The following is a 15,834-nucleotide window of genomic DNA, read 5'->3' on the forward strand; positions in this document are numbered from 1 at the left end:
GACGGTGCGTCCACAGCGAACCGGGACGAAGCACGCACCGACACCTACCGTCCAGGCTACGAACTGATCGCAGAGCGGATCCTGCAGCTGACCGCCGAATCGCAGCTGCGGCCGGGCGACCGGATGCCGACCGAGAACGAGCTGGCCGCGCGGCTGGGCGCCAGCCGCACCGTGATCCGCGAGGCCATCAAGATCCTCTCGGCCATCGGCCGGGTCCGCGCGCAGAAGGGCCGCGGCCTGTACGTCGCCGACGACGAGGGCCTGCTGGGCTCCTCCCGATGGGGCGGCTTCTTCCTGCCGGCGGATCTGGACCACGTCTACATGCTCTTCGAGTTCCGGCGGGTCCAGGAGACGGCCGCCAGCAGCCTGGCCGCGACCCGGGCCACGCCGGCCGAACTGCGCGCCATCGAGTCGGCGGCGCGGCTGTGCGAGCAGGGCCACCTGACCGGCCAGAGCGCGATGTTCGATCGCGGGGACGACGACTTCCATCTCGGCATCGCCACCGCCTCGCACAACCCCTTCCTGCTCACCGCGGTCCGCGAGGCCCGCCGCCTGCAACGCCAGTCCAGCACCATCGGTCTGCACGGCGCGATCGGCAGCCACGCCGCCGAGGCCATCACCGAGCACGCCGCGATCTACGAGGCGATCCGGGACGGGGACCCGGCCGCCGCAGCCGCCGCAGCCGGAGTCCACTTGGACAAGACGCTCGAGGATTATCGGCGGGAGATACAGCGGCGCTTGTTCGGTTGAGGAGTCGACCTTCGATGACGCCGTGCTGGATCCGAAGTGGTCACTTCGGATCCAGCACGGCACTCACTTCGCCCTACACCTGCCTCACGCCACCGCCACGGGCTCGTTGCCGATCGCCACGGGGGCCTTCACCTTCACCCTCAGCGCGTCCAGGGCCAGCGGGCCGGGCCCGACGATCGCGACCATGAGGAACGCCCACGAGTACAGCGCGGCGGGTTCGCCGCCGTTCTGCATGGGCAGCAAGGCCTTCTCCTGGTGCACGGAGAAGTAGGCGTAGGCCATGGTCCCCGAGAGCATCACCGCCGACGCCCGGGTACCGAGTCCGATCATGACGAGCACCCCGAATCCGAGCTGCAGAGCCGCGGCCACCCCGCCGGGCCACACCAAGGGGGAGACCGTGTGGCCGGAGACGGGGAAGGCGAACAATGTGGAGGCGCCGTGGCAGGCGATGAGAAAGCCGACCACTATGCGGAACAGTGATGCGCCGTACTCGGGCGCTAACTTGAGGGTGGACATCTGGTTCTCCGCTTCCGTGTCCGTCCGCCGGCCGGCGCCGGCGGACCCTGGTGGTGTCCCCCGATTCGGCCGGATGCGGCCGACTGTCGCAGAACGCTGAAATAAGAGCTCTGGTTCAATGTTTCGAGAGGGAATTCTGGGACGCGGGTGAAAGGGCTGATCGCCGGCCGGTCGGCCGCACCGCCTCACGAGCACGCGGCTCCGTTGACGGCGAAGTCGGTCGGAGAACTGTCGTTCGCGGCGAACGTCCCCTGGAACCCGAACGACGTGTTCGCCCCAGGAGCGATCGAGCTGTTGTAGGCGACGTTGGCAGCGCTGACGTTCGCGCCGCTCTGCGTGGTGCCGGCGCTCCAGGCGTTGGTGATCTTCTGGTCGCCGGGGAAGGTCCAGGTCACGGTCCAGCCGTTGATCGCCGTCGTCCCCGTGTTGTCGATGGTGACGTTGGCGGTGAACCCTCCGGGCCATTCGTTCGTCCTGGTGTAGTCGACGTGGCAGGTCCCGCCTGTGGTCCCGCCTCCGGTCACGGTCCAGGTGAACGCGGCCGAGCCGCTCGCGCCGGTGCCGTCGGTCGCGGTGACCGTCACCGGGTAGGTCCCCGCGGCGCTCGGCGTTCCGCTGATCAGGCCGGACGAGGAGATCGACAGTCCGGTGGGAAGCCCGGCGGCCGTGTAGGCCAGCGTCTGGCCGGCCGCCGAGTCGGTGCCCTGGATCTGCAGGGCGGTGACCGCTGTGCCGACGGTCCCGGTCTGAGAGCCCGGGTTGGCCACCGTGACGGTGTCGCCGCTCACCGTGCCACCGGGGATCACGTACGTCACCAGCGAACGCCCCGGGACGGTCGCGCTGAAGGCGCCGCCGGCGACCGTCGTCGTGCCCTGAGCCGCGACCGTGTTCGAGCTGTTGGTCAGGTACGGGGTCACCGTGGCGCCGTTCGCCACGCCGGTGTTCGCCAGCGAGTAGGTGATCGGGTCGGCGCCGCCGCCGGTGTTCAGGGCCACGACTGTCAGCGAACCGTCAGGGTTCTTGAACGCGCTAAGCTGCACCGCGCTGGTGGAACTGCTCGCGCCGATGCGGACGGCACCGGGGTGGATGTAGCGGCTGAAGTTGGCGAAGGCCCACAGCCGGCCGGTGGGGATCACCGAGCTGCCGTTGATCTCCAGCAGGCCTTCGTTGTCGCCGTTCTCCGACGGGGTGGTGCTGCCCCACCAGTAGAGGTACGCACTGAGGTTCGCACCGGTCAGACCCTGCTGGATGTTCTGGGCCCAGGTCATGCCGGAGGCGTCGGAGCCGTCGTCCCAGGCGGAGCTGAAGCCCTCGAACGTGGACCACTCCGTTTCCCAAGCTGGCTTGTTCCAGCCGGGCAGCGACGAGGTCGGCGCACCGCTGTAGCCGTGACCGGTGGCCACCGCGGTGTCGGCCAGCGCGGTCGGGTCCGCCTCGATCGCGGCGGCGTACTGGCCGGCCTTCGGCCAGCCGGTCGCGGCGCAGCAGGAGACCTGGGTGGACAGGCCGGAGTTCTTCACCGTCGGTCCGAGCACGTCGAGCACGCTGGCCATCTGCGCCGGGCTCATCGTCATGCTGTCGTAGTTGGCGCTGTAGTCCGGCTCGTTGGAGGGACCGAGGTAGGTCAGCGGCACACCGGCGGCGGCGTAGTCCCTGGCGTACTGCACCAGGTAGTTCGCGTACGCCTGGCGCCAGTCGCCGCTGGAGCAGGAGGCTCCCGCCGAACCGCAGACCTGGCCGCCGTTGTCCGCGGAGTTGTTGGTCTTCATGTAGCCGGGAGCACTCCAGGCGTCGGCGTAGACGTTCGTGACGCCGTAGCGGGCCTTGATCTGCTGGGCGAACCACAGCTGGCCCTGATCCTGGTTCGTCTGCGACATCGGCAGGTAGGACGGCGCCGCGTTCGGGCCGCCGGGGTTGTTCGGCTCGATCGTGGTGCCCTGGTCCGCGCCGATCTCGTTGCGCAGGATGGTCAGCCCGGCCCCGGTGGTCGGGCTGTACAGGTCGGCCAGGGCCTGCTGCTGGACCGAGGACGAGGCGTTCATGACCGTGCTCGCCTCGCCGAACGCCTCGGAGGCGCCGAATCCGGCCATGGTCTGGTAGGTCGTGGCTCCGTTGATCGTCGCGGTGTCCGCCGCGAACGCCGTGCCCGACGGGATCACGGCCGCCGCCACGCACGTGCCCACCACGCTCAGACTCGCGGCGAGCGACACGATCTTGCGTCGGCTGGTACGTCTGGTACGTCTTGCCAGGAAAAACATGCTGGTGCTCCTTCCACTGAGGGTTCGAGCCAAAATCTGTGCTCGAGCAAAAATCTGTGTTCGAGCCAAAGTCGGTGCTATCCGAGCGTCCATCGCTGGTTGCCGCCGCCGTTGCACGACCAGAGCTCGACCAGCGCGCCGTCGGCGGTGGAGGCTCCGGTCACGTCCAGACACAAGCCCGACTGGACGCCGGTGATGGTGCCGTTGGAGTTGAGGGTCCACTGCTGGTTGGTCTGGCCGTTGCAGGACCAGAGGATCGCCTTGGTGCCGTTGGCGGTGCCCTTGTCGTCGGCGTCCAGGCACAGGGTGCTGCCGCCGACGGTGAGTGTCAGCTCGTTCGAGGCGTTGTGCGTCCACGTCTGGTTGGGCTGGCCGTTGCAGCTGTAGATCTGTTGCTGGGTGCCCAAGGTGGTGGTCGAGTTCGGGTCGTCCAGGCACTTGCCCGCGCCCACCGCGTGCAGCGCACCGGTGCTGCCGGTGCTGGTTCCGCTGACGGTCCAGGTGAAGCCGGCGCTCCCCGCGGCGCCGGTGGTGTCCGCGGCACTCACGACGGTGGTGAAGGTGCCGCCGCCGGCCGGAGTACCGGAGATCAGGCCGGCGGAGGAGATCGACAGGCCCGGCGGCAGGCCGGTCGCGCTGTAGGTCAGGGTCTGTCCGGGCGCCGAGTCGGTGGCGTGGATCTGCAGAGCGTTGATCGCAGTGCCAGAGGCGGCACTCTGGTTGCCGGGGCTGGCGACGGTGACCGTGTTACCGCCGGTCGAACTGCCGTCCAGGCCCATGAAGTGGATGGCGTAGGCGGCCATCTGCGTACCCTGGATCGGCAGTTGGTGCCCGGCGCTGACGATGCTGTACGCCTCGACCTGTGTGACACCCGAGCCGTTGTTGTAGCGCGTCCGGTTCCAGTTGGCGACCGGGGTGTCGCTCGACGACGGGGTCTGACTCACCCCGAGCACGTTCGTCCACTGCTTGATCTCTTCGCCGAGGTTGTTGTAGTTCAGGGTGGTGTCGGCGGTGCCGTGCCACAGCTGCATCCTGGGCCGCGGGCCGTTGTAGCCGGGATCCGCGTTGCGTGCCAGGTCGCCCCACTGCTGCGGGGTCATGGAGACCTGGCCGCCGGCACAGGGTCCGTTCCAGCCGCGCACGGTGCCGGTGTAGAAGCAGTGGTAGGGCACGCCCATGAACGCCGCGCCCGCCTTGAACACGTCCGGGTAGTCGGCGAGCATGACGTTGGTCATCATCCCGCCCGACGATTCGCCGGTGACGTACACGGCGTTCGGGTTCCCGCCGTAGTGCTGCTCGGTGTACGTGATCATCGACATCAACCCGACCGGGTCGCTGCCACCGTTGCGGGTCAGCGCCTGGTCGGACGAGACGTCCCAGCAGCTGCCACTCGGGTCGGTCGAGGGGTAGATGACGACGAAGCCGTACTGGTCGGCCAGCTTGCCGAAGTCGGTGCTGGAGTACATGTAGGGCCCAGAGCCCTGACACCCGTGCAGAGCCAGCAGGATCGGCGGATCGGGTTTGACGTTGTCCGGCACGTACAGATACATCGCCAGGTTGCTCGGGTTGGTGCCGAAGTTCGTGATCTGTGTCAATGAGGCGGCAGCCGCCTGGGGCTCGGCCGGCAGGCTCACACCGACGGCGGCCGCGACAGCCACGAGCAGGCCTAGCACGCGGGGCTTCAAAGAGCTGTATCGCAGCATGGGACCTCTTAGTCCGTGGGCGAATGTTAGCGATAACCGCCAGTTAGCCCCGGTATCTGGTGACTCGTCAACGCCTGTCCCGGCCCCACGCGCCGGAGCTGGGTCGAATCGATTCGCGCCCCGGAAGTTTCACGGCCGGGTCGCTCAGTGCCCTGAGGCCTGACCGAGCGCGATCGCCGTCCATGACACCGGAGGAAGCTCGACGGTGAGCACGCCGCCGGAGACGTTCGCGCCCGGATTCGGACGCGGAACCACCCGCTGCTGCTCGGCGAGCGTGTTCTTCGCGTACACATCGGGGTCGGCGAGCGTGAGCGCCTCGACGACGCGCACCGGGCCGAGGCTGCGCACGTCGACCGTGACCCGCGCGGTCCGCGCCAGGTCGCGGTTGACGAGGAAGACCGCGGCCCGGTCCTCGTCCACTGTCGCCACGGCGTCGATGACAGAGGCCTCGCCGTGGCGCGCCGTGATGTACACAGGCGCCTCGATCACCGGCCTGATGACCTCGCCGGCGGCGAGCCGGCTGGTGATCGAGAACGGATGGAAGGTCGTCTGCCGCCACGCCGGGCCGCCCGGCTCGGTCATGATCGGCGCGATCACGTTGACCAGCTGCGCCAGTGACGCGGAGGCGACGCGGTCGCCGCGCTTGAGAAGCGTCATCAGCAGGTTGCCGACCACGACGGCGTCCGCCACCGTGTAGACGTCCTCGAGCTGCCGAGGGGCGTGGCGCCACTCGTGGCCGGCCTCCCCGGACTCCTGGTGTTCCTTGAGATACCAGACGTTCCACTCGTCGAAGGAGATGTCGATCTTCTTGGTGGAGCGCTTCTTGTGGCCCACATGGTCGGCGGTCGCGATGACGGCGTCGATGAAGAAGTCCATGTCGAGCGCCGAGGCCAGGAAGGAGCCGAGATCACCGTCGAGCTCCTGGTAGTACGCGTGGCAGGAGACATAGTCGACATGGTCGTAGCTGTGCTCCAGGACCGTGCGCTCCCAGTCGCCGAACGTCGGCATCCCCGATCCGGAGGAACCGCAGACGACGAGTTCCAAGTCCTTGTCAGCCATCTTCATCGCCGCGGCGGTACGGGCGGCGACCTTGCCGTAGTCCTCGGCGGTCATGAAACCGGTCTGCCACGGCCCGTCCATCTCGTTGCCGAGGCACCACATGCGCACGTTGTGCGGATCCGGGGTGCCGTTGGCGATGCGCAGATCCGACAACGCCGTGCCGGACGGATGGTTGGCGTACTCCAGAAGGTCCAAGGCAGGCAGGATCCCCCTTGTGGCGACGTTGACCGCCAGCATCAGCTCCGCGTCGGTGAGCTTGAGCCACTTGGCGAACTCGTCGAGCCCGACCTGGTTCGATTCCAGCGAGTGCCAGGCCGGGTCACGACGCACCGGCCGCTTCTCGCGCGGGCCGACCGAGTCCTCCCAGCGGAAGCCGGAGACGAAGTTGCCGCCGGGGTAGCGGATCGTCGTGCTGCCGAGTTCGCGGACGAGTTCGACGACGTCCATGCGGAACCCGTCGTCGTTCGCGCTCGGATGCCCCGGCTCGTAGATCCCGGTGTACACACATCGGCCGAGGTGCTCGACGAACGAGCCGAAAGTGCGTCGCCGGACCGGAGCGATCACCGCCTGCTTGTCGAGCACGACGTGCGCGCGGAGCACGGCCGGCCTCATCCCTTCACGGCGCCGGTGAGTCCGCCGACGATCCGCTTCTGGAATATCGAGAAGAAGACCAGCGCGGGCAGCATCGCCAGCGACGTGAACGCGAGCACCTTCGCAGTGTCCTGGGAGTACTGCGAGGAGAAGGCCTGGACGCCGAGCGGCAGTGTGAAGTTCGCTTCCGAGTTGAGGATGTACAGCGGCAGGACGTAGTTGTTCCAGCTGCCGATGAACGCCAGGATGCCGACCGTCACCACGCCGGGCAGCGACAGCGGCATCACCATGCGGAAGAAGAACCCGAGCCGGCTGGCGCCGTCGATCGTCGCGGCCTCCTCGATCTCCTTGGGGATGGCCCGCAGGAACGGCACCAGGATGATGACGGTCGTCGGCAGACCGAAGGCGATCTCCGGGACGATCACCCCGGCCAGGTTGTCGACCAGGCCGAGGTCCTTGATCACGATGTACAGCGGGGTGATCGCGATGACCAGCGGGAACATCAGGCCGGCGGCGAACAGCGAGTACATCGCGCCTTTGAGCTTGAAGTCGTACCGCGCGAGCACGAAGCTCACCATCAAGCCGAGGATCACGATGCCGGCGGTACTGGCCAGGGCGACGACGACGGAGTTGGCGAATTCACCCCAGAAGGTGTTCGACTTCAGCACGTTGGCGTAGTTGCCGAAGACCCAGGGGTGCGGCAGTCCGGCCGGGCTCGTGGTGATCTGCGAGTTGGTGCGGAATCCGCCGAGCACGATGTAGAGCACCGGCGCGATGCAGACCGCGATGAACACCAGCGCGACGAAGTAGACGGCCGGGCTCCCCCACTTCGCCGGCTTGTCCCGGTCGCCGCTGCGCCGGCCTCGCGGCTTCTGCTTCGCGGCCGACGGGAACCAGTCGGCGGTCCGCGCGCTCATCAGCTGACTCCTTCGGTGATGGCGCCCCGCAGGTCCCGGCGCAGGACGAAGCGCTGGTAGAGCAGCGCGACGATGAGCGTGATCAGGAACATCACGACGGCCACGGCGCTGCCGTACCCGTAGTTGCCCGCGGATCGGCCCTGGGCGACCATGTAGATCGCCATGGTCGAGGTGCCCGCGGTGCCCGAGACGTACTGGCCCCAGATGATGTAGACGAGGTCGAACAGCTGCAGCGAGCCGATGATCGACAGGAAGGCCCAGATGCGGACCGTCGGCCCCAGCAGCGGCAGCGTGATGCGGCGCTGTATCTGCCAGTAGGAGGCGCCGTCGATCTGGGCGGCCTCGAAGAGCTCCTCGGGGATCGACTGCAGGCCGGCGAGCATCAGGATCACCGCGAAGCCGATGTACTTCCAGGAGATGATGGCGATCAGCGTCCAGATGGCGAGCTTCGGGTCCGCGATCCAGTCCTTCTGCAGCGCGCCCAGGCCGATGTGCTTCAGCAGGTCGTTGGCGGCGCCGGTGCTCTGCAGCATCAGGGACCAGCCGGTGCCGACGATGACCTCGGAGATGACGTAGGGCACGAAGATCAGGACCCTGATGACCGAGCGGCCCCGGATCCGCTGGTTGAGCAGGATCGCCAGGATGATCGCCAGCGGCCCCTGGATGACCAGCGAGAGCACCAGGATCAGGAGGCTGTGCCACAGCACCTGCTGGAACGCGGGGTCGGTGAGGATCAGCCGGTAGTTGTTCAGCCCGACCCAGTCGGTCGCCGCCCCGTACCCCTGCCACTTGTAGAAGCCGTAGTACGCGGCGAGTACGACCGGGAAGATCACGAACGCCACGAAAACGATGATCGGCGGTCCGGACAGGACCGCTATCTCCAGGCGCATCCGGCCCCGACCGCGGCGGCGCGGGGCCGTGGCCGGAGCTGGGGCCGGGGCCGGGGGCGGCGACGTTCGCGCACCCCCGGCTCCGGCCGTGCCCGGCGACGGGATCTGGATGTCCGTGTCGGAACCCACGGTGTCGCTCATCGTCTGCTTGCTCAGCCGCGCGCGACGGCGCTGTTGGTGGCCGAGACGATGTTCGCGGCGCTGCCCTGCCCGGCCATCAGGGCGACGACGGCGGTGTTCATCGCGTTGCCGACGTTCTGCCCGAACTGGGTGTCAAGGTATTGCATCGCGTACGCGGCCTTGCTGAAGGCCTGCAAGGTCGAGACGTTGTAGGGATCGGTGACGGCCTCCTGGGCAGCCGGGTTCACCGGGATCGCGTCGAACGCCTTGGCGTAGGCTTCCTGCTCGTCCTTGGTCGCCAGGAACTCCAGGAACTGGAAAGCCTCCTTCGGCGCCTTCTTGGACACCGAGTAGCCGTCGGCGCCGCCCATGATGGCGGTCGGGTCGCCCTGGCCGCCGGCCACGGCGGGGAAGGGGAACCAGCCCAGGTCCGGCAGCGGCTTCTGGTCCGGGGTCAGGCTGGCGATCACTCCGGGATCCCAGTTGCCCATGAGCTCCATGCCCGCCTTGTGGTTCGCGAGCAGACCCGCCGACGAGCCGGCGCCCTGCTGCGCCGAGGTCGTCAGGAAGCCCTTCTGGAACGGGTCGGTCTTCAGGAACGCGGCCACGTCGTCGCCGGCCTTGGTCCAGCACGGATCGGTGAACTTCAGCGACTTGGCCGTGCTCGTCATGGTGGCCTGGCTGCACTCGCGCAGAGCGAAGTTGTAGTACCAGTGCGCGGCCGGCCAGGCGTCCTTCGCGCCGACCGCGATCGGGGCGACGTTGATGGCTTTGAGCTTGGCGACGTCGGCTTCGAGTTCGTCGACCGTGGTCGGCGCCGAGGTGATGCCGGCCTGCTGGAACAGGTCCTTGCTGTAGTAGAAGCCCTCGGGCTGGGTGTCCATCGGCACCGCGTAGACCGTGCCGTCGATCGATTCGGCCGCCAGCGCCGCGGCGCCGATGTCCGCCTTGTCGGTGGCGGTCAGGTTCAGCGCCTGGACCTGGCCGGCGGTGACCATCGCCTGCATCTTGCCGCCGCCTCGTTGCAGGAAGATGTCCGGCGCGGAGTTCGCGTTCAGCGCGGTCTGCAGCTTGCCGTCCAGGTCCTCGTTCTGGATCGTCTGGACGTTGATCGTGACGTTCGGGTGCAGCGCGTGGTAGTCCTTCGCGGCGGTCAGGAAGAACTGCTGGCCGGGGCCGGTCGTCGAGTTCTGCCAGATCGTCAGCTTGACCTGGCCGCCGCCCGAACCGCTGCCGCCGCCTCCGCCGTTGCTGCTGCCGCCGGCACAGCCGGCGGCGGCCAGAGCCGCGCTCAAGCCGAGCACGCCGGCTATCACGTTGCGCGTTTTCCTCGTCACTGTAGGAACTCCCTGTCCGTCGTCATGGTCGCACCTGGATCCCGGGGGCAGTGGGGGTGATGGGTTCTGTGAGGGCGCCGGGGGCGCCGGGCCCGGCGGGGGATGGCGATGAGTTTGCGCGCACGTTTCGGTCGTGTCAATCGTTGTCGATAACGTTTTACACCGCTAACGTGGCGGCGTGCAGCAACCCAGAGTCACCATCAGGGACGTCGCCGAGCACGCCGGCGTCTCGGTCGCCACCGTGTCCAAAGTCATCAATCAGCGCTACGGCGTAGCCGCGGACACCATGGCGCGCGTCCAGGCCGTCATCGACGAACTCGGCTACGAGGCGAGCCTGGTCGCCCAGAGCCTGCGCAACCACCGCACGAACGTGATCGGCATCCTGGTCGCGGACCTGGAACCGTTCAGCACCGAGCTGCTCAAGGGCGCGGCGGACGCCATCCGCGGCAGCGGCTTCGAGCTGGTCGTCTACAGCGCGGGCGGCCGCACAGGGGACGTGGTGGGCTGGGAACGCAGGTACCTGTCGCGGCTGTCCGGCACCCTGGTGGACGGCGCGGTGCTGGTGACCCCCACGGTCGTGGACGTGAACTACGGCGCACCCGTCGTCGCGGTCGATCCGCACACCGGGACCTCGGGCTTCCCGACGGTGGACGCCGACAGCCTGCGCGGCGCGCGCCTGGCGACCGAGCACCTGCTGAGCCTGGGGCACCGGCGGATCGCGATGCTGGGCGGCCGTCCGGATCTGGAGTCTGCGAAGCTGCGCGAGCAGGGCTATCGCGAAGCGCTGGCGGCGGCCGGCGTGCCGGTCGAGGAGTCGCTGGTGCGCGTCGGCGGGTACGACGCGGACCTGTCGGCGCTGGCCGCGCACGAGTTGCTGACCGGTCCGCAGCGTCCGACCGCGGTGTTCGCCGCCAACGACGTCACGGCGATCGCCACCATCGAGGTGGCCACGGACCTGGGATTGCGGGTGCCGACGGACTTGTCGGTCGTCGGTTTCGACAACATCCCCGAGTCGGCGCTGTGCGTCCCGCAGCTGACCACGATCAACCAGCCCATCCGCACGATGGGCGAGCACGCGGTGGAGATGCTGATCCGGCTGATCCGCGGGGAGCCCGTGGAGCGCACCCACCTCACGTTGGCCACGGAGCTGGTCGTCCGCAGTTCGACCACCCGGGCGTGATCTGTTCCCCTTCGCAGCACCGGCACTCCCCCGAGTAAGGAAAGCCGCACATGGCCATAGAAAACACCACCGTCACCGACCTCTGGCGCGACGCGACCGCCCCGGCCGCCGATCGGGTCAGGGACCTCATACCGCGCATGTCGGTACGGCAGAAGGTGGCGCAGCTGTACGGGGTCTGGGTCGGTGCCGACGCCACCTCGGGGCAGGTCGCGCCGTTCCAGCATTCCTCGGAACTGCCCGCCGCGGACTGGTCCGACGTCCTGCGCGACGGTGTCGGCCAGCTCACCCGGCCCTTCGGCACGGTGCCGGTGGATCCGGTGGCCGGGGCGCGCGCGGTGGCCAACACCCAGCGCGATCTGGCCGGGGCGGACCTGGGGATCCCGGCGCTGGTGCACGAGGAGTGCCTGACCGGGCTGGGGGCCTGGCAGGCGACGGTCTATCCCTCGCCGTTGTGCTGGGGGGCGAGCTTCGATCCGGAGCTCATACGCCAGGTCGGCGAGCGGATCGGCCTGACCATGCGGCGGCTCGGCGTCCACCAGGGTCTGGCCCCGGTTCTGGACGTCGTTCGGGACCTGCGCTGGGGCCGGGTCGAGGAGCTCATCGCGGAGGATCCGTACCTTGTGGGCACGCTCGGCGCGGCCTACGTTCAGGGCCTTGAATCCACCGGCATCGTCGCGACACTGAAGCACTTCGCCGGGTACAGCGCCTCGCGCGCGGGGCGGAACCTCGCGCCGGTGTCGATCGGCCCGCGGGAGATGGCGGACGTGATCCTGCCGCCGTTCGAGATGGCGTTGCGGGCCGGGGCCCGTTCGGTGATGAACTCGTACTCTGACAACGATGGCATGCCGGTGGCCGCCGACTCTGCGTTGCTGACCGATCGGCTGCGCGGTGCGTACGGCTTCACCGGGACGGTCGTGTCGGACTACTTCGCAGTGGTCTTTCTGCACCGCCTTCACCGCACCGCGGGCTCCAAGGGACACGCTGCCGCACAGGCCCTGGCCGCCGGCATCGATGTCGAACTGCCGACCGTGGACTGCTTCGGCGCACCGCTGATCGCGGCGCTGGAAGCGGGTGAGGTGGATATCGCGCTGGTGGACCGGGCGTTGGAGCGGGTGCTGGTCCAGAAGTGCGAGCTCGGGCTGCTGGACGCCGACTGGTCACCCGAGCCCCCGATCCTTTCCGAGACGGACCCGCGCCTGGACGACGAGGAATCCCGGGCGCTGGCGCGGCGCTTGGCGCGGCGCGCGATAGTCTTGCTGCGCAACGAGAACGGCGCTCTGCCGCTGGCCCCGGGCAAGCGCCTGGCGGTCGTCGGCCCCCGCGCACACGTCGCGGACGCCGCCTTCGGGTGCTACTCGTTCCCCCGGCACATCGGTGTGCACCATCCGGACATCGCGCTCGGCATCGAGGCGCGGACTGTTCTTGAGGCGCTGCAAGCCGATCCGGCCGGCTACCAGATCACCTACGCGCAAGGCTGCCCGGTGCCCGACGCCGAGAGCTCCGTGCGACTGCGGGCCGAGCGCGGGACTCCCACCAACGCGATGGACGACGAAGCCCTGCGGGTGCTGGGCGATCAGCAGATCGCCGAGGCTGTCGCGGCGGCACGCGAAGCAGAGGTCTGCGTCGCGGTGCTCGGCGACGTCTCGGGCCTGTTCGGCAACGGAACCTCCGGTGAGGGCTGCGACGCCTCCGACCTGCGCCTGCCCGGCCGGCAGGGCGAGCTGCTGGAGGCGCTGCTGGCCACGGGGACCCCTGTCGTCCTGGTCCTGCTGGTGGGGCGTCCGTACGAGCTGTCCCGGTACGCCGATCGACTCGCGGCCGTGGTCTGCGGCTTCCTGCCGGGCGAGGAAGGTGCGAACGCCCTGGCGGACGTGCTGTCGGGCCGGGTGGACCCGGCCGGCCGGCTGCCGGTGGGCTTCCCGGCCGAGGGCGCGAACCAGCCCTCGACGTACCTGTCGGCCACCCTCGGCCTGCGCAGCGACGTGAGTACGGTCGATCCGACCCCGTTGTACCCCTTCGGCCACGGCCTGTCCTACAACCCGGCGGTGTGGACCGATCCCGTTCTCCCCCAGGGCCAGACCTGGCCGACGGACGGCACGCTGCGGCTCGCGGTGACCCTGCACAACGACGGCACGTCGCCCACCAGCGAAGTGGTCCAGGTCTACCTGCACGACCCGCAGGCCGAGGTGGCCCGCCCGGTACAGCAACTGATCGCCGCGCCCCGGGTCGATCTGGAACCGGGAACGACGCGCACGGTAGTCATCGACCTGCCGGCCGACACGACCTCTTACACGGGCCGGGCCGGCCGCCGCATCGTCGAGCCGGGCGAGGTCGAGCTGTGGGTCGGCGCCTCCAGTCGCGACATCCGCGCGCGCCTCACCGCGCGTCTCGCCGGGCCGCCGCGCGAGGTCGGCTTCGACCGCGCGTTCAAGCCGCAGGTCGGTGTCATCGAGGGCTGATCCGCTCAATGCTGCGCGAACTGAACCTGAGCGGGTTGGATCACGTCCGGTTCAACGGGGAAGGCCGCTGTCGTCACCTGCTGCCCGTAGATGTCAGTGATCCGGATCGCCCTACCGCATCCGGTGCCGCTCGGGGACAGGAAGTAGTTGTAACTGCTGCGCGACAGCTGCTGCCATCCACTGCCAGTGCTGACTTCCAGGCGGGCGACCGGGTTGCGCTCGCCGATGACCTGGATGCCGCACCAGTACTGGCTTGAGCCGACCTTGTACCTGATGGAGATGGCGCTGCCGGCGGCGGGGCTGACCAGCTGCCAGGTGATCGGGATCCGGCCGGCCCGGGGATCGGCGATCTTGGCGAACGCCTGCTGGCTGAGGTCGAGTTGCCCGGGAGCACAGGGATAGGGGCACTCGTTGGTGATCAGGACGGTGACCGTGGCGCCGTTGGCCGCGCGGACGAGGATGTGGGCTCCGCAGGCTTCGGAGTCCTGGTAGTCGAGTTCGTTCATCGCGGCGATCATCATGTCGCCGGAGGGCCCGAACAGGCACGCGCCGTTGCCGTCCGCGGCGCTGTACTCGGTCGCGACGCCTTGGTAGGCGACGCCCGGCTGGATCCGCCCCGCCAAGGACGACGCCGGTGCGTTTTGGGAACTGCTGTGGACCGGGGCCGGGGCCGCGGACGTCTGCGATGTCGCCGCCGCGTTCCCGGGCGTCTTGCCCCCAGGTGTCTTGTCCCCAGGCGTCTGGTGCGCAGGTGTCGGTGTTGCCGAGGGCGGCGAAGACATGGTCTCCGTCGCGCCGGACGCGGTGGCGCCGATCCCGGTCGCGGAGATGCCGGCGTCCGCTTTGTGCGGCGATGGTGAGCCCATGGCCAGAACGGCTGTCAATCCTGCGACCACGAGCAACGCCGCGACGGCGGATATCGGCAGCCACCTGGTGCGCTGCTTGTAGTGCTGCGTGGTCGAATGCGTGGCCTTCACAGGCGCCCCTTCAAGCGATCGGATACCTTCCGTCGGTCAAGTGGCACGGGCCGCGCAAAAGGTTGCCGTGAAACTTTCACCTCTACGGTGCCGGGCGCAAAGGCCACAGCGGCGCCTCGCTCCGTAGCTTGCACACTGCGTACCGGGAGCCCTTATGTGAGAACGGAATCCGCTGGCCGCCTGGAGGGGAGACCGGGGTCCGCAGTACCTCACCCGCGCCACGCCTGCCAAGCCGACGGACGTGCCCCAGCACTCGCAGGTCACCGCAGGGTCCTGACTGCATGCACGAACCTTCGGCGGGCCACGGTGTTCAGCCTTGCTCGGTCGGGCGGACGAGCATTTCGTTGACGGTCACATGCCGGGGGCGGGTGACGATGTAGCCGATGGCGTCGGCGATGTCCTGACTCCGCAGCCGCTCGATGTCGCCCAGGCCGGCGGCGATCATCTGCTGGACCGCCGGCGGGTTCTGGGCTCGCAGTTCGGTGTCGACGCTGCCGGGTTCGACGACGGCCACCCGGACGTGCTGCCGTGTCAGCTCCTGGCGCAGTGCCTCGCTGAAGCCGTTGACGCCGAACTTGGTGGCGCTGTACACGGCGGACATGGCGAAGGCGGTGCGGCCGTTCAACGAGCTGATGTTGACGATGTCGGCGACCTGACGCGGACCGTCGCCGGCGGCCTTGAGCAGGTGCGGAAGCGCGGCGTGGGTGGTGTGCATCAGGCCGGTGAGGTTGACGTCGACCATGCGCCGCCAGTCGTTCAGGTCCGCGCCGGGAGTCGGTCCCAGCAGCATCACACCGGCGTTGTTGACCAGGATGTCCAGGCGGCCCAGACCCTCGACGGTCTGCTGAACCGCCTCCGCGACGGCCTGGGCGTCGGTGACGTCGGTGGGCAGGGCCAGGGCCTTGCCGCCGGCGGCGACGATCTGCGCGGCCAGGTCGGCGAGCCGTTCCCGGCGTTGGCCGACCAGCGCGACGGACGCGCCTTCGCGGGCGAGTTCGGCGGCGGTGGCCTGGCCGATGCCACTGGATGCTCCGGTGACCAGGGCGACAGTTCCGTCAAGACGACGAGTCATGGTTC

At 68.8% G+C, this 15,834-nt stretch carries 12 protein-coding genes; 3 read left to right on the forward strand and 9 right to left on the reverse strand.

The features are described 5' to 3' along the window. Window positions 1–66: 66 nt before the first annotated feature. Window positions 67–750, forward strand: coding sequence for a FadR/GntR family transcriptional regulator (locus ABH926_RS30410; RefSeq protein ID WP_370369455.1), 684 nt, complete (start codon window positions 67–69; stop codon window positions 748–750). An 84-nt stretch (window positions 751–834) separates the two neighbouring features. Here the strand turns inward: ABH926_RS30410 and ABH926_RS30415 are convergent, their stop codons facing one another. The 7 genes from ABH926_RS30415 to ABH926_RS30445 all read right to left on the reverse strand — a co-directional run bounded on the left by ABH926_RS30415 (window position 835) and on the right by ABH926_RS30445 (window position 10,141). Then, on the reverse strand, window positions 835–1,266 hold the full coding sequence (locus ABH926_RS30415; RefSeq protein ID WP_370369309.1) for a DoxX family protein: 432 nt from the start codon (window positions 1,264–1,266) through the stop codon (window positions 835–837). 185 nt (window positions 1,267–1,451) lie between these two features. Continuing rightward, the gene (locus tag ABH926_RS30420; protein ID WP_370369310.1) at window positions 1,452–3,524 is read right to left on the reverse strand and encodes a cellulose binding domain-containing protein; all 2,073 of its coding nucleotides are present in this window, start codon (window positions 3,522–3,524) and stop codon (window positions 1,452–1,454) included. A 77-nt stretch (window positions 3,525–3,601) separates the two neighbouring features. Then, window positions 3,602–5,197, reverse strand: coding sequence for a PHB depolymerase family esterase (locus ABH926_RS30425; RefSeq protein ID WP_370369311.1), 1,596 nt, complete (start codon window positions 5,195–5,197; stop codon window positions 3,602–3,604). Window positions 5,198–5,371: 174 nt separating this feature from the next. Next, window positions 5,372–6,886, reverse strand: coding sequence for an alpha-N-arabinofuranosidase (locus tag ABH926_RS30430; RefSeq protein ID WP_370369312.1), 1,515 nt, complete (start codon window positions 6,884–6,886; stop codon window positions 5,372–5,374). 8 nt (window positions 6,887–6,894) lie between these two features. Next, a complete protein-coding gene (locus tag ABH926_RS30435; RefSeq protein WP_370369313.1) occupies window positions 6,895–7,794 on the reverse strand; it encodes a carbohydrate ABC transporter permease in 900 nt (299 codons plus the stop codon). After that, window positions 7,794–8,825 (reverse strand): carbohydrate ABC transporter permease, encoded by a 1,032-nt coding sequence (locus ABH926_RS30440; RefSeq protein ID WP_370369314.1) that lies wholly within the window; start codon window positions 8,823–8,825, stop codon window positions 7,794–7,796. The genes ABH926_RS30435 and ABH926_RS30440 overlap by 1 nt, the downstream gene beginning before the upstream one ends. Before the next feature lie 11 nt (window positions 8,826–8,836). Beyond that, entirely contained in the window at window positions 8,837–10,141 is a 1,305-nt protein-coding gene (locus ABH926_RS30445; protein ID WP_370369315.1) for an extracellular solute-binding protein, read from the reverse strand. Window positions 10,142–10,319: 178 nt separating this feature from the next. Here ABH926_RS30445 and ABH926_RS30450 point away from each other — a divergent pair, with 178 nt between their 5' ends. Beyond that, window positions 10,320–11,321, forward strand: coding sequence for a LacI family DNA-binding transcriptional regulator (locus ABH926_RS30450; RefSeq protein ID WP_370369316.1), 1,002 nt, complete (start codon window positions 10,320–10,322; stop codon window positions 11,319–11,321). A gap of 50 nt (window positions 11,322–11,371) precedes the next feature. Then, entirely contained in the window at window positions 11,372–13,780 is a 2,409-nt protein-coding gene (locus ABH926_RS30455; RefSeq protein ID WP_370369317.1) for a beta-glucosidase, read from the forward strand. 5 nt (window positions 13,781–13,785) lie between these two features. Here the strand turns inward: ABH926_RS30455 and ABH926_RS30460 are convergent, their stop codons facing one another. Both ABH926_RS30460 and ABH926_RS30465 read right to left on the reverse strand, forming a co-directional pair. After that, window positions 13,786–14,757: an expansin EXLX1 family cellulose-binding protein gene (locus tag ABH926_RS30460; RefSeq protein WP_370369318.1), complete on the reverse strand. Its 972-nt coding sequence runs from the start codon at window positions 14,755–14,757 to the stop codon at window positions 13,786–13,788. Between the two features lie 310 nt (window positions 14,758–15,067). Next, the gene (locus ABH926_RS30465; RefSeq protein ID WP_370369319.1) at window positions 15,068–15,829 is read right to left on the reverse strand and encodes an SDR family NAD(P)-dependent oxidoreductase; all 762 of its coding nucleotides are present in this window, start codon (window positions 15,827–15,829) and stop codon (window positions 15,068–15,070) included. Between the last annotated feature and the right edge of the window lie 5 nt (window positions 15,830–15,834).

This window comes from Catenulispora sp. GP43 (genome assembly GCF_041260665.1).
In the GTDB taxonomy this organism is placed as follows: domain Bacteria; phylum Actinomycetota; class Actinomycetes; order Streptomycetales; family Catenulisporaceae; genus Catenulispora.

Bases quoted from the DNA above. Each gene is read 5' to 3' on its own strand.
- ABH926_RS30415 (WP_370369309.1), bottom strand. From the start codon at position 1,266: ATGTCCACCCTCAAGTTAGCGCCCGAGTACGGCGCATCACTGTTCCGC.
- ABH926_RS30420 (WP_370369310.1), bottom strand. From the start codon at position 3,524: ATGTTTTTCCTGGCAAGACGTACCAGACGTACCAGCCGACGCAAGATC.
- ABH926_RS30435 (WP_370369313.1), bottom strand. From the start codon at position 7,794: ATGAGCGCGCGGACCGCCGACTGGTTCCCGTCGGCCGCGAAGCAGAAG.
- ABH926_RS30440 (WP_370369314.1), bottom strand. From the start codon at position 8,825: ATGAGCGACACCGTGGGTTCCGACACGGACATCCAGATCCCGTCGCCG.
- ABH926_RS30455 (WP_370369317.1), top strand. From the start codon at position 11,372: ATGGCCATAGAAAACACCACCGTCACCGACCTCTGGCGCGACGCGACC.
- ABH926_RS30465 (WP_370369319.1), bottom strand. From the start codon at position 15,829: ATGACTCGTCGTCTTGACGGAACTGTCGCCCTGGTCACCGGAGCATCC.